Here is a 14066-nt window from a genome sequence, read left to right on the forward strand (position 1 = left end):
CACGTCTGCCAATTTCTCGAATAAAACTATATGGAGACTCGATGGCATTCGTATCCGCGTTGAAGAAAGCATTCATGAAACTCGCATCGCCCCTGCCGGCCTGGATGCTGGCAGGCGTGGTACTTGCCGGCTGCAGCGGCGGGGGCATCGCCACGATCTCGGCCGACGATGCCATCGTCGGTATTCAGGCGATCGGCACCATGGCGGCCGACGGCGCGAAGCTGACCGCTATCGTGGTCGAATACAACGTGGAGCTCGAAGGTGCCGCAGTCACGGCAGGCGACTACACACTCGATGCGTGGACGACGGCCTGGGACGCCAGGTCCGTCAATTATGGAACCGGGCAAATCGGCGATGTGACGAGGATCTATATCAACGACGCGCCCGGCGTTTCCGCAACGGGCGGCTCCGGCAAGGGCAAGTACGCGATCATCGAGGTCTACACGGACTACCAGTATTCCTCGGAACAGAACTTCTTGCGAGCATTGTCCGCCGGCGTTACCCAGACGGCGACGATGCACAGTGCCAGCCACACCATCACTCCCAGTACAAGGGCAGTGCTGAACTATACCGCAGGCCAGACCGGGAACGCCCGCACTGCGCTGGCAGGCAAATACACCATCAAGGGCGTCGAGGGCTTCAAGTATTACACCAACACCCCGGGTGCCTTTGGCGCGACCGGCCCGGCATTCACGTCCGAGAACAATTTTTCCGAAGAAACCGGGCTGTATGGCACGGTCGACATCGATTACGCCCTCTATGTCCCGAGCGACTACGATCCGGCCAGGAAATACGCGCTGGTGACCGTCGACCATCCCGCTTTCGCCACCGGCACGCATCCGTTCCAGGCCGTGCTGGCCTCACGCGGTCCAGCCGTATTCGCTTCCGACTGGGCGCAGCAGATCGTCAAGACCAAACATGGCCTTGCCGGTTTGATCGTCGTCGTGCCGGTCTACAGCCAGCGCGTCGGCGATAATACCGGCACCACCGCGCAGTTTTCCGCGCTGGTGAAACTCTGGGACCAGCTGCAAAAAACGTATTCCATCAGTGCCGATCATCTCTACGGAGCCGGGCAATCCGTGGGCGGAATGATGATCCTGGAGACGAACGTCAAGCGCGACAACTATTTCGCCGGGATCCTGATGTACGATAATCAATGGGGCCAGAACTACTACAAGGACACGGTGTTTGCGCGCGGCATGACCGATCCCGCCTATGCCGAGACGCCTGCCAACACCCCCCGCTACTACCCGGCGACAGACGATTTGACCTGGACTTACCACTGGAGCAATAACGGGGAAAAAGTCTACGATGGTCATGACAGCAATAACTATTATTATCTGACCTCGGATGACAATATCCTGATCATGAATTCCAGCGAGAATTTCCTGTCCAATAATATCTGGATAGAACAGAATCATCTCTACAGGGACCTGGTCGACTTCGAGATTCCCCGGCTGTGGATCATGGACTGGAGCGCGCCACTCGCCGACCAGGAGCTGTCGCTGAAGAACTTCCTGTCACAGCCCAGCAACTACAATGGTCAAGCCATGGGGATCCGCTGGGTCACCTTCAATGGTGGTTCCAATACGACCACCCCCATCTGGTCGCGCCGCCTGAATGCCGGTTATGAGTGGCTGTTGAGCCAGAGTCGCAGTACCGAGATGGCCCGTGCCAAGCTCGACCTCAACAAGCCGTTCGAACTGGCGCCGCAGCAGTACAGCAGGGTAATGCCGAACTTTGTCGATCCCAAAACCGGCGGTGTCGTTTCGTACCTGACCGGCAAGGCCGGAGCCGGAACCCGGTTCTACAACACGAGCTGGTTGCGACTCGGTACCAACGTTACCGCCGACGCGGTGCCGGGCTGGCTGCCGGAGGGCATGCATCACACGGTCACCACTGCCGGCATCACCAGCGTCACGCCGATCAGCGCGAGCGGCAAACTCGCTGCCGTGGCAATCGAATACAACGTCGACATGACCAATGCGGTCATCCACATGAAAGGCGACGCCGTACTGGACGGCAAGGGCAAGCCCCGCACCGATAAGGTCGTGATGGACACTTACGATTTCCTTGATGAAGGCGGTACGAAGATCCCGGGCACCATCACGAACATGTATATCAACGGTGCGCCGTCGGCCACGCCCGGTGCCGCGCGGGCTTCCGGTTCGGGGCGCTACGTGATTGTCGAGATCGACACCGGCTCGACGGCGTCGAACGTCGGTGTCATCCAGCGGGCAACCGTCAGGACGGCGTCGGCGATCGCCTCGGCAAGTTCGGTTCGCCACTAGACCGGGATCGAGCAACCGAAATGCGACAGGCCTTCAGGCCTGTCGAACTGCACAAGACTGGAAGGGGTGTGCATCCCCCTCCCCAGTCGCCTGAAGGCCGGGGTTTCAAACAAAGTCGGGTCTGGATGAATGTTGGGCCGGGCTTCTGCTCCTCGCAGGCCCGGTCCCGGCTACGCGGCCTGGAACCAGGCGCCTTCATCGCGGATAGTCATTGCACCGCGCAACAGAATTTCACGTTGCGCAGGGCAGGTACGCTGTCAACGCAGCTGTTCTATCAATTGCAAAGTGCCGTCGATCAGGCCTTGCTCGCCGCAACCCTGCTTTGCGCGCGTCGCGGTCGCTTCATAGGTGTTGAGCGGATAGCTGGCATCGTCGACGAGGAAGCGGAACGGCCCGAAATTATCCAGGACCACCATGGCGTTGGCCAGCGGCAGCGCACGTTTGAGCCTGTCGCCGATCGCCGGCACGACATTGGCGTCCGCATGCACGATGGCCGTATCGCCAAGCTGCAGTACGCCATAGTTCAATGCGACCGGCGGTCCTTCCGCGTCCCTGAAGCTGCATGCCGGCACCGTTGCACCCGGCATGTTGGAGCATTCGCGCTTCAGGTTTTGCGGGGTCGTGATCTTGCCCGGGCATTGCAGCGTCCTCAGTCCCCCGCCGATGCGCATTTGCGTCACGGTGCGGCTGATATGACGCGCTGTCGCCAGTGCTTCCTCGCCCAGCACCGTGCCCATGGCCGCCATGATGCGGTGCGCCCGTGCCGCGTCGGCATCGGGGCCGGCCCATACGCGGTAGGCCGGGCTGCCAGCCGGGGCGATGGTAAACAGGGCGACAGCCTTGCCGCCGGCTGCCTCCTCGACATAGCGTGCTGCGCTACCCGGCACGTCGCCACTGATTTCGGTTCCCTGTGCTTCGTTGACCACCGGTTCGATGCCGTAATTCAGCACCAGTGCCACGAGGTCGCCGGACAAGCTCTCGACCTTGAAGACACCAAGCGACGGGTCGACGAACTGCGTGCCGGTTCGGTCGATGCCATCGATGTAGCGCCGTTCCGGCGCGGACCATTCGTTGCGGTTCGCCACCAGACTGCTTTGTCCCACGCCATAGCCGGCACGCACCGGCTGCAGGCCGGCGGCGGCCTGGCGCACGGCTTCCAGCGTCGCCGCGATCACGCGCCGGGTGAATGCGTCGGACCCGGCGATGATGCCGCCCGACTTGCTGGTATCGACGCGAATAGAATTGTGCGTGTGGCTGGAACCTAGCAGGATGTTCTCCGGCGGTATGCCGGCCTGCGCGGCGACTCGCCGGATGAGATCGGCATGAATGCCAGCCTGTATGGCGGGAACATCGGCGACGATCACGGCGGCACGGGTCGCGCCATTGTCGAGCAGGAGTGCCCGTACGTAGATGGGATCGTAGATCGACTTGTAGGGTTTGGGCAGTTCATCGATGGGCGGGGTAATGTCGACGCGCGCGGCGGCGGCTCTCAGCGCGCCCTCGGTACCCGCGGCACTCTGGGTTACTGCGATGGACAAGGCCAGTATCAGGCCGGTGCGAAGTTTCATGCTGTCTCCTTTGGATTTTGTCGGGCCGCCACGCGGCGTGCACGGATCTCCGTCAATCCGGCAAGCGGGTCGACTGGTATGCCGCCAGCCGCCACTCGCCATTCCGGCGAACGAAGACGTGGATCAGGCGTGACGGCAATGTCACGGTGTTGACCTTGATGATGGCGCGGGACGTGACAATTACCGTGTCACCGTAGCTTTGCACCTTGACGTCGCTCCGGTCGACCGAAATGTATTTCGCCTTGCCGGCCTTGATCGCATCGAGAAACTCCGTCTTGGTGTTGACCGTGCCGTTGGTGTGGGTGTAGACGATGTCGTCGGCGTAAAGCCGGTCGAGGAACGCTGTATCCGCCTTGACCAGCGCTTCCGACCATTGATCTTCGAGTTTCAGGATATTTTGCTCGACCGATTCCTGGGCGCTGGCCGCCAGTGTCAATGACGACGACAGCGACAGCAGAACGATATGCTTGAACAGTTTTTTCATGGCGTTGCTCCTTTGGGAAATGGACGTGGACTCCGTCCGGTTGGGATTCATCGCGACCGGGCCGGCAACTGCCGCACGCCGGCCATCAAGGGCGATCCCCCGCAACCCTGTCCTGCACGGTGCGGGGTGGTCTGGCAGCCATCGAGCGGGGGAGCGCCGGCGTTGACCCGTATCGGAACGGGCCGGCGCCGTCGGTCCGTCCACGATCGCCGGGTCAGAACTTCAAGCGCACACCGGCCGCGAAATAGCGCCCGACCGGATCGTCACCCATCGCGAAGCCGCCGAAATTGCCGACGTTTTGTTGGGTACCGCTGAAATTGGCGCCTGGCGGAATCTTGTCGAACAGGTTCTGCACATTCAAATACAGGCTGATGGTCCCCACGTCGCGCTTGATCCGGTAGTCGATGTTCAGGTTGGTCGTGTAGAACGATGCCACGCGCCCCGTGGTGACCTGCGTGGGATCGGCGCTCAGGCCCAGGGTGCTGCGCCACCGCGCCATCAAGTCCACGTCCAGGTCCTTGGCCGGGCTGTAACGGATGAATGCGGTTGCGCGCCAGGCCGGGCTGGCCTGCAGGCCGGTCGCACCGTAGGCGACACCCCCCATGTCCAGCGTCGGCAAGCCCGGCGTCATGTACTTGATGTGCGGCTGCCACGTGACGAGGCCGCGCAGGGTCAGAGCATGACCCTGGATAGCCGTCGCATAATTCGCCTCGATATCGGCCCCCCAGGTATGGACCTTGGCGAAGTTGATCGGGAAGCTGTACCACTGGGTCACGACGTTGCCTGGCGCACTGGTGTAGTTGCCCAAGGCGCGGACCTGCGTTGCACACAGTGGCGACGTACCGCCACTGGCATAGCAGGCGGCCTGGTAACTGAAGTTCGTTCCCTGGACCTGCGTGATGGCGTCGCTGACGTTGATGTCGAAGGCATCCAGGGCCAGGCTCAATCCGCGGATCCGGCGTGAACTGTAGACGATGCCGATGGTGGTCGTATCGCCTTTTTCCGCTTTCAGGTCGGGATTCGACGTCGTGGTGTTGGGCGCGATCGACTGGATGCCCAGCAGACTGTCGGTGGAATTCGAGCCAGAGATCGTCGTGGCGGGGGCAAACAGGTCATCGAGGGTAGGGGCGCGGATGTCGCGTGAACGCGTGGACCGGAGGCGGACCTCGTCGCTGATGTGCCAGTCGGCCCCGATCTTCCAGGTCACATACCTGCCGCTCGTGTCGTAATCCGTGTAGCGCACGGCGCCGTTCAGGTTGAGCGATTTCGCCAGGGGTGCGTCCTTCAGCAACGGGGCGTCGAATTCCAGCGCCCCTTCCTTCACCGTCTGGGCCACGCGCGAGCGGTTTTCATAGGGCTGCAGCCATTCCGTAGTGGAGGAAACGCAGTTGTAACGCAGCCCTAGCGCACCGCAGTTCGACGCATTCGCCGAGCTGGCATCGCTGTTCGCCCGGTATGCCTGCCGGCGCCAGTTGCCCGACGCGGCGACCGTGACCGGTCCCGCCCAGGTGCTGAACGGTGCGCCACTGATGCTGCCGGACACGTCATCCTGCACGGTGCGGGCGTTGAAATGCGTGTTACTCAGGATGTAGGAAATCGCTTCGGCGCTCTCCGAGGCGGGACCGAACACATTCATCGGAACGCATCCCGGGAAGCTTCCAGGATTCGTCAGCGTTGTCCTGCAGACGGTCGTGCCGTCCGGACCCGTAACCGCATCGAGGGCGGCCGCAAGGCGCAGCTGGTTGATGTTGTTATTGTTGGTGACCTTCATCGACGAGCTGCTGTGGACGTAGCCGACATCCCACTTGTAGCCGGTGCCGATCTCGCCTTCGATGCCGGCATTGAGAAAGACCTGGTGCTCGTCGATGACCGGATTCAGGCGCGCTGCGGTCTGGATGATTTTTCCCAGGGAAAAGGTGGCCTGGTTGGCGGCAGTGAGCTGGCCGCGGTAAGCCGAGGCCAGGAAGGCATTGTCCCGGCTCAGGGTGACGCCGTTCAGCACCGGCCAGTTGGCGTAAAACTCATTGCGCTTGAGATTGCCGGCTACCTCGATGTAACCACGGGTGGTGTCGGTAAAGTCATAGTCGAGCCGGCCGAACAGCTGGTGGCTGCGCAATGGTGACTTGAGCGAGGCGTCCTGGTAGGCGCCGTCGCCGCCGCTCTGTGTCGGCACTGTCGGGTTGAAACCGGTGCGCGATCCCGCGTCGAAGGTACCGAGCACGCCGTTGGCGGCAAACTGCTGCCCCGCCAGCACGCTGTTCCGGATATAGCCGCCGAAAGTCGTGGTGGCCAGCCGGGTGTCGCTTTCCACGAAGTACGGCAGCGCCGCCGTGCCGGCACCCTGGACGGTCGTGCGTGCCGTTGCCGGGCGCGACGAGCGGTAGAGGATGCCTTTGTCGTCGCGAAATTCATAGCTGCCCTCGATGTGGGCCTTATCGCCCAGGCGCGTGCCGTAAGCCACGCCGAATTGCGATTGGCGACCATCCCCCTTGTCCGAGATGCCGGTCTGGATGTTGGTCTTGATACCATTGAAGCCTTTGTCGGTGATGAAGTTGACCACGCCGGAGATGGCGTCGGACCCGTACACCGCGGAGGCGCCGCCGGTGACGACGTCGACCCGCTGCAGCAGCATTTGCGGAATCATGTCCACGTCGACCGTGCCGTTCGCCGTGGTGGGCGCAACGCGATGGCCATCGAAGAGGACAAGGGTCCGCACGGCGCCCAGGTTGCGCAGGTTCAGCTGATTGGCGGCCGGGTTGCCGCCGCCCGACACGCCACCGGCTCCGCCACTGGGATTCGAAGTCTGGTTGCGTGGGCTGGAAAAGACCGGGAGGGTGTTCAATGCGTCCGCGATCGTCGACGGCTGCAACGACAGCAGATCTTGCGCGCGCACGGCTGTAACGGGCGTCGGACTGTTGTCGCCATTGATGATCACCCGCGATCCCGTCACGACCACGGCTTCGATTTTCTGTCCCGATTCCGGCGCCTGTTCCGTGGCCGGCGCGGTCTGGGCATTGCTGGCCAGGGGGAATGCAACCGCGAGCGCGGCGGCAAGCAGATTGCGGGGGAAGTCATGCAAGGTCATGGTGTTTGTCTCCTCTTGGTTTTCGTATCGCCGTTCGTCCTGCCGGAACAACGTGATGTGCCGTCCTATTCACACCGAGGCGGCATGTAGTTTTCATACAGCTCTTTTGACGTGAGCATATCGGCCCGCCTTGCACGCGGCTTTGCACGAAATGCAGAATCGCTGGCACTTTTCGATACGACGAAGGTGTCGCAAGATGAAAACGATTTCTCTGTTTCGGAGGCGCGCCGCGCATCGTGCCGATCGCCGATGCAGCCGCGAAACGGCAGCGGTTGCCTCCAGCCGTGTAGTGCAACTACGGGCCTCGTTGCATGTTCATGACCCGGGCCCTGATGTCGTACCGGCGCCTTGCCGCCGGCACGCGCCTGGTGACCCGAAGGCCGGGCGCCTGCCCAAAAAGTGTCAGTGAAACTCACTTTCGTCTAAATACTCACCCGCGAGACGCGCCGTAGTATCGGTACGCCAACGCAGGAGCACGAAGCCACCGCCTGTGCTGGTCGTACAAGCAAAAAACAATAGCGGGTTCGCGCAGGCGATCCGTATCAAAGGAGATCTTGTCATGCAAAACGTTGAAAATCGCCGCGCCGCCGAGGGCATGCGGACAGGCCGCCCGGCCATCACACGCAATCGCATCGCGCTGGCCTTGTCGAGGACGGGCCCGTGCGACTGGCGCAGGTCGCTCGGCCTGGTGTCCACGCTGGCGGGCGTTGGCACGCTCGCCATCGGCACCGCGGCCCATGCGCAGTCCACGGAGCCGGCTGCGGCCCAGCCGATGAGTGAAGTCGTCGTAACCGGGTCGCGCGTCAGTGCCGGCAGCCAGAGCCCCACGCCGCTGACGTCAGTGGGCGTGGACGAGCTGCTGACAGCGAAGCCCGGCAGCATTTCGGATGCGATCAACGAGCTGCCGATTTTCGCCGGTTCTCGCGGCCAGAACCAGAATTCCGGCAACGGCACCACCAACAACTCCGGCAATGTGCAGAACCTGCGCGGCCTGGGATTTCCGCGCACGCTGGTCCTGTGGGACGGCCACCGGCTGCCCGCTACCACGCAGGACCAGCTGGTCGACACGGACATGGTCCCGCAGATGCTGCTGCGCCGCGTCGATATCGTCACCGGCGGTGCATCGGCGGTGTATGGCTCCGACGCAGTCTCCGGCGTCGTCAACTTCGTTACCGATACCCGTTTCACGGGCGTCAAGGCGCAAGTGAGCGGCGGCAGTTCGACCTACGGCGATGGCAAGACCAGGGATATCGGATTCGCCGGCGGCACCGACCTGTGGGGCGGCCGCGGGCATGTGATCGCCAGCTACCAGTTTCGCGACGACCCGGGCGTGCTGTACCGTACCGATCGCCCATGGGGCACGCACCAGTGGACCGCGCAGGGCGCCGGCACGGCGGCCAATCCCTATCACCTCGTCGACAATACGCGCATCGCCACGGCGACGTTCGGCGGCCTGGTGCGCAACGGGCCGCTCGCCGGCCTCGACTTCGCGCAGGACGGCGTATTGAGTCCGCTCGTGCACGGTGCGGCAACCGGCAACGCCGCTTATGAAAGCGGCGGCGGCGGCGCCTACTACAACGGCTCGATCCGCGGCGCGATGCGGTCGAACCAGGCGTTCGTGCGCACCGACTATGACTTCGCCGACACCATGCACGGCTATGTGGAAGGCAGCTACACGGACAACCGGACGGAAAACTTCGGCGCCTATAACGTACTGCTCAACGGCGCCACGATCGGCGCCAGCAATCCCTTCCTCGCGCAGACGTACCGCAACCAGCTGGCGGCGGCGAATGTCGCAAGCTTCAACGTCGCGCGGGTGTTCGCCGACGCGCCGCGGATCAATACCGCCGGCAAGAGCCGGCAGTACTTCCTCAACGGTGGTCTCGATGGCGAACTGGGCAACGGCTGGAAATGGGACTTGTCCGGCACCACGTCGAAGGCGAAGCTCACCACGCGTAACGACAACAACTGGAACAACCAGCGGCTGGCCGCGGCGCTCGACGCGGTCGTCAATCCCGCTACCGGCCAGGTCGTCTGCCGCGCCTCGCTCGCATCCAGCGCATATGCGAACTGCGTGCCGCTCAATATCCTCGGCCCGACCGCGGTGAGCCGGGAAGCGCTTGCCTACATCACGCAAGCCACGTCGTTCGCGGTGGAAAACACGCTCGATGACGTGGAGGCCACCGTATCGGGTTCGCCATTCTCGACCTGGGCAGGGCCGGTCGATGTCGCCGTGACGGGGCAGTGGCGCCGCCAGACCTATGCCGTGACCAGCACCGCCATGCCGACCGACAGGGCCGACTGTACGGGCATTACCTACAACTGCAACGCTGCTACGTTCCTGTATGCGGATGCGACGATCGCGCCGCGATCGAAAGTGTCGCAGACCGTGAAGGAAGCGGCCGGCGAAATGGATGTGCCCCTGCTGAAAAACGCGGCCTTCGCCAGGGACCTCCACCTGAATCTTGCGGGACGGTTCACCAACTACGACACCAGCGGCAGCGCCTGGACCTACAAGGCCGGCCTCGATTGGGACATCGGCGATGAAGTCAAGCTGCGCACCAGCTATTCGCGCGACATCCGCGCGCCGAACCTGAACGACCTGTTCCAGTCCGGCACCACCAGTGCGGGGTCGTACACGGACCTGCTGACGGGGCTCAGCCCAACCGTGCCGGTCACCATCGGCGGCAATCCCGACCTGAAGCCCGAGGTCGGCAAGACCTTCGCGTTCGGTTTCGTATTCAAGCCGAAGCTGATTCCCGGCGTCAGCGTCTCGATCGATTACTTCAATATCAAGGTGCTCGATGCGATCACCAACATCCAGGGTACCAATCCATCGATCCAGGCCGCGTGCTACGCCAGCGGCGGATCCTCGCCTTACTGCGCGCTGCAAACGCGCCCGCTCGGGTTTGCCAACACGAGTGCCGCCAACGCCGTCACGTCCTACACCAACACCGTCATCAACATCGGCAGCATGAAGACGAGGGGCTTCGATTTCGAGGCCGGCTACCGCACGAAGATGCTCGGCAACCCGCTCGGCCTGCGCCTGTTGACGACCTGGCAGCCGCACATCATCTATGAGACGCCGGGTGTGCAGACCATCGACATGGGCGGCGTGGCCTACGGCGCGAACGCACTCCAGGCCAGCGCGAAGCTGCGCGGCACGTTCTTCGTCAACTACAAGGTGCGCGACCTGTCGGTCGATCTCAGCGAGCGGTGGCGCAGCCGGTTGCGTTACTCGGGCGATCCGACGCAAGTCGTCTCGGCGCCGGATGCATCGTCGGTCGCTTACACCAACCTCAACCTGGGCTGGGATGTCCGTTTCGGTGCCGGGCACGCCGGCCAGGTCTACTTCAACGTGCAGAACCTGTTCAACCGCCAGCCGCCCACGGCGGCCTTCATCGCCGGCAATGGCGCGGTTGGCACGTTCGGCGGTTTCGCCCAGGGCGACGATCCGATCGGCCGCTACTTCACGGTCGGGCTTCGAATGAAGCTCTGATGGATGAAGTGTGGCAATCGGCGGTTCCGCGGTGGCTGGCGCCGGCGCGGAACCTTCTCCGGGCCAGGCCCGGATGATTCACTGCAAGGAAACAAAAATGGGCAGCAAAAGGCTGACATGCACGCCGGCGATCCTGCTGGCCGCGACCTTCGCGTTTACCGCCATGGCGCACGGTGCGCCCGACGTCGGGCATGTGCCCGAACTTGCCATCACGGTGGCCAAGGCCAGTGGGAAACCGGCTGTAACGCTCGCCGTGACGAGTCCCGCTTTCAAGGACGGCGACAGCATTCCGCTCGACCATACACAATATGGCGCCAACCGTTTCCCCGGCTTGCGCTGGTCGCCCGGGCCACGCGGGACGGTATCGTATGTAGTGATCGTGCAGGGCGATCCCCGTGCCGGCGGGCGCACCGCCGCCACGTCGATCCATTTCACCGCGATCAACCTGCCTGCCGATGCCACGTCTCTGCCCGCCGGGATCGGCGTTCTACCGGCCGGTGCGAGCTACGGGCCAAACGTGCACGGCCCGGGGCAAGGTTATGCCGGGCCGCATACGCACACCGCTGCGCCACAACCCTACCATTTCCAGGTCTTCGCGCTCGATACCAGGCTCGCTGCCAATCCTTCGACATTGGACGCGGCCGTCGCGCAAATGCAGGGCCATGTCCTCGCCAGTGGGGATCTCGTCGGCATCTCCAGCAAGCCGGCGGGGGAGACATACGCCAAGGCTGTACCGACGGAGACAGGCCTGGTGACCGGTATGCCTGGCCGCGACCCGGCGGTGATGGTTTATCGAGGCATTCCCTATGCGGCGCCGCCGGTGGGGGCGCTGCGGTGGCGACCGCCGGCACCGGCGGTCGCTTGGCAAGGCGTGCGCAAGGCCGACCGGTTCGGGCATGCCTGTCCACAGCCCGCCGATGCCGATGCCGGGGCCGCGGCGCAAGGGATGAACGAGGACTGCCTGACGCTCAATATCTGGAGCGCGGCCGAATCCGGGGGCGAGCCCCGGCCCGTGCTGGTGTGGATCTACCCGGGTGGTTTCCTTACCGGCAGCGGATCGAGCGCCCTGTTCGATGGCGAGGGCCTGGCGCGCAAGGGCGTCGTCGTGGTCACGTTCAACTATCGCCTGGGCGTCCTCGGCTTCCTTTCGACACCGGAACTGAGTGCCGAAGGCGGCCGCGAGTCGGGCCACCGCGCCTCGGGAAACTATGGCCTGCTCGACGACATCGCGGTGCTGCAATGGGTGCGGCGCAATATCGCCGCCTTTGGCGGCGACCCGCAGCGCGTCACGATCGCCGGGGAATCGGCGGGCGCGGGATCGGTCGGATTCCTGGCGGTGTCGCCGCTTGCTACGGGACTGTTCCGGCATGCCGTCGCGGAAAGCCATGCGCGCGATCCGCGCGACCCCGAGTTGCGCTATCTCTCGGTGTCGTACCGGCGATTGAAACAGGCCGAGGAAGCCGGCGCGCGCTTCGTCGAAGCCAGGGGAACCCGCGACCTGGCGGCGCTGCGCGCGATGCCCTGGCAGCAAGTGATCGACGGCAGCAACACGGTCGACCAGGGCGTCGACACGCTGAGCACCGCGAAACCGCCGCTGTTCAGGCCGGTGCTCGACGGCTGGGTGCTTCCCCGAACCTATGGCGAGACGCTCGCGGCGGGCACGCAGAACAAGGTGGTGTTCGTCGCCGGCAGCAATCGCGACGAAACCGGAGCCGTTCCAGATACCGCGTTCGCGGCCCTGCGCGCTCGAACCGGGCCGCCGCGTGCCGGGTCGCCTCAGGTGAACGTCACGCTCGAGGCTTTCCGGCAAGGCGCGCACGCGAAATTCGGCGCCCTCGCCAACGAGTTCCTGCGGCTCTATCCGGCGGGTAACGACGACGAGGCCGCGCTGGCGAGCAGCGAGGCGGCACGCGACAATTCCCGCATTTCGACGTGGTCGTGGGGGCGTGAATGGGCGAAAGGCTCCGGGCAACCGGTCTACACCTATTTCTGGAATCATGCGCCGCCAGGCCCGGACGCGCCGGCGCGGGGGGCTTACCACGGGTCGGAGATCAATTATGTGCTGGGCAACCTGTATGCGACCGATCGTCCCTGGACCGACGAGGACCGTCGTATCGCGGACACGATGTCGTCGTACTGGGCAAACATCGTCAAGACCGGGAACCCTAACGGGGCAGGCCTGCCACGGTGGCCCGCCCATGATGCCGGCACGCCGTCGGTGATGCGCCTGGGGGAAGGGTGGGGGATGATGCCGGTCGCCACGCCGGAGCGCACCGACTTCTGGCTGCGCTTCTTTGCGACCCAGGTGCCGTGGTGATTCCGGAAGGTTCCTGGAACCGGTCTTTCAACAGCCATAACGCTGCACTCAAGGCCAGGAAGACAGCTCCATGGTGACCCGGCGCGCCGCGGCGCTGCGTCCGGCCATACTCCTGGCACTGGATCGGGTAGATCCCGATCAGGGGTGGCTGTCGAGCTCTGCGCACGCCACGGTGCGCGCCTCGCGACACCCGCCGAAGCATGCTGCAGGCTGGGCTGCCGCCGGGTTGATGGCTGCCGAGCGGCGCGGCCGCCGCCGTGCTCAAAAGTGCCAGCGAAAATCGCTTTTATCCAGAAATAAATAGCTCGGCTTTCAATAAGCTCCGTACCCAGCCCTGCATGGCGCACAACCATGCATTTCCCGGGTATCGATGATGCCGCGACGCGGGGGCCTGCCGCCTGGCGGTCTGCGCCGCGCGGCACGCGGCTGCGCGCAACCTCCGTCGGCGTACTCACCCGCACGCATTTCGCGTGGACGATCAGGATACTGGAGACTGGATGAAGAAGCGGATCAATGTGCTGGCTTCGGTGGCGGGAGCATGCATGGCCGGTTCGGCCTGTGGCCACGATGGTTTCGCCATCGTGGCCGGGACCGAGCACCAGGTCGCCCACCTTGTAGTCCCGCACCGCCTGGCGGCGCTGCTCCGGGGTCAGCGTGGCGAGCAGGGCGAAGGCCTTGTCGTTTTCCTGTACCAGCACACCGCTGCGCGCGTCTGCACGACCGCGTCGGCCGGGATACTGGCGGCGGCAGCCCGCACTCTACAGTCGCCGGCCAACGCCTTGCTGACACGAATATTGCAAATCTGTCAATGAGCGAAAAAGT

Annotated in this window: 7 protein-coding genes; 4 read left to right on the forward strand and 3 right to left on the reverse strand. The window is 63.9% G+C overall.

Annotated elements, in window-relative coordinates:
- The first annotated feature begins 41 nt into the window (after window positions 1-41).
- A complete protein-coding gene (locus tag GJV26_RS23690; RefSeq protein WP_155711131.1) occupies window positions 42-2291 on the forward strand; it encodes a hypothetical protein in 2250 nt (749 codons plus the stop codon).
- Window positions 2292-2548: 257 nt separating this feature from the next.
- On the opposite strand, the gene GJV26_RS23695 is transcribed toward GJV26_RS23690, so the two are convergent.
- From GJV26_RS23695 to GJV26_RS23705, 3 genes are all read right to left on the reverse strand, one after another.
- Window positions 2549-3859: a hypothetical protein gene (locus GJV26_RS23695; RefSeq protein WP_155711132.1), complete on the reverse strand. Its 1311-nt coding sequence runs from the start codon at window positions 3857-3859 to the stop codon at window positions 2549-2551.
- 52 nt (window positions 3860-3911) lie between these two features.
- Window positions 3912-4343, reverse strand: a complete 432-nt coding sequence (locus GJV26_RS23700) for a nuclear transport factor 2 family protein (RefSeq protein ID WP_173346258.1) — start codon at window positions 4341-4343, stop codon at window positions 3912-3914.
- A gap of 214 nt (window positions 4344-4557) precedes the next feature.
- Window positions 4558-7428 carry a TonB-dependent receptor plug domain-containing protein gene (locus tag GJV26_RS23705; protein WP_155711134.1) on the reverse strand — a complete coding sequence of 957 codons (2871 nt, stop codon included), beginning with the start codon at window positions 7426-7428 and terminating at the stop codon, window positions 4558-4560.
- A 559-nt stretch (window positions 7429-7987) separates the two neighbouring features.
- Between GJV26_RS23705 and GJV26_RS23710 the strand changes: the two genes are divergently transcribed.
- From GJV26_RS23710 to GJV26_RS23720, 3 genes are all read left to right on the forward strand, one after another.
- Window positions 7988-10927 carry a TonB-dependent receptor domain-containing protein gene (locus GJV26_RS23710; protein WP_155711135.1) on the forward strand — a complete coding sequence of 980 codons (2940 nt, stop codon included), beginning with the start codon at window positions 7988-7990 and terminating at the stop codon, window positions 10925-10927.
- A gap of 97 nt (window positions 10928-11024) precedes the next feature.
- Window positions 11025-13244: a carboxylesterase family protein gene (locus tag GJV26_RS23715; RefSeq protein WP_216643157.1), complete on the forward strand. Its 2220-nt coding sequence runs from the start codon at window positions 11025-11027 to the stop codon at window positions 13242-13244.
- A 497-nt stretch (window positions 13245-13741) separates the two neighbouring features.
- Entirely contained in the window at window positions 13742-14056 is a 315-nt protein-coding gene (locus GJV26_RS23720) for a hypothetical protein (protein ID WP_155711136.1), read from the forward strand.
- The last annotated feature ends 10 nt before the right edge of the window (window positions 14057-14066 follow it).

It is taken from the genome of Pseudoduganella dura, assembly GCF_009727155.1.
GTDB classification, from domain to species: domain Bacteria; phylum Pseudomonadota; class Gammaproteobacteria; order Burkholderiales; family Burkholderiaceae_D; genus Rugamonas; species Rugamonas dura.

Bases quoted from the DNA above. Each gene is read 5' to 3' on its own strand.
- GJV26_RS23690 (WP_155711131.1), top strand. From the start codon at position 42: ATGGCATTCGTATCCGCGTTGAAGAAAGCATTCATGAAACTCGCATCG.
- GJV26_RS23695 (WP_155711132.1), bottom strand. From the start codon at position 3,859: ATGAAACTTCGCACCGGCCTGATACTGGCCTTGTCCATCGCAGTAACC.
- GJV26_RS23700 (WP_173346258.1), bottom strand. From the start codon at position 4,343: ATGAAAAAACTGTTCAAGCATATCGTTCTGCTGTCGCTGTCGTCGTCA.
- GJV26_RS23705 (WP_155711134.1), bottom strand. From the start codon at position 7,428: ATGACCTTGCATGACTTCCCCCGCAATCTGCTTGCCGCCGCGCTCGCG.
- GJV26_RS23710 (WP_155711135.1), top strand. From the start codon at position 7,988: ATGCAAAACGTTGAAAATCGCCGCGCCGCCGAGGGCATGCGGACAGGC.
- GJV26_RS23715 (WP_216643157.1), top strand. From the start codon at position 11,025: ATGGGCAGCAAAAGGCTGACATGCACGCCGGCGATCCTGCTGGCCGCG.
- GJV26_RS23720 (WP_155711136.1), top strand. From the start codon at position 13,742: ATGAAGAAGCGGATCAATGTGCTGGCTTCGGTGGCGGGAGCATGCATG.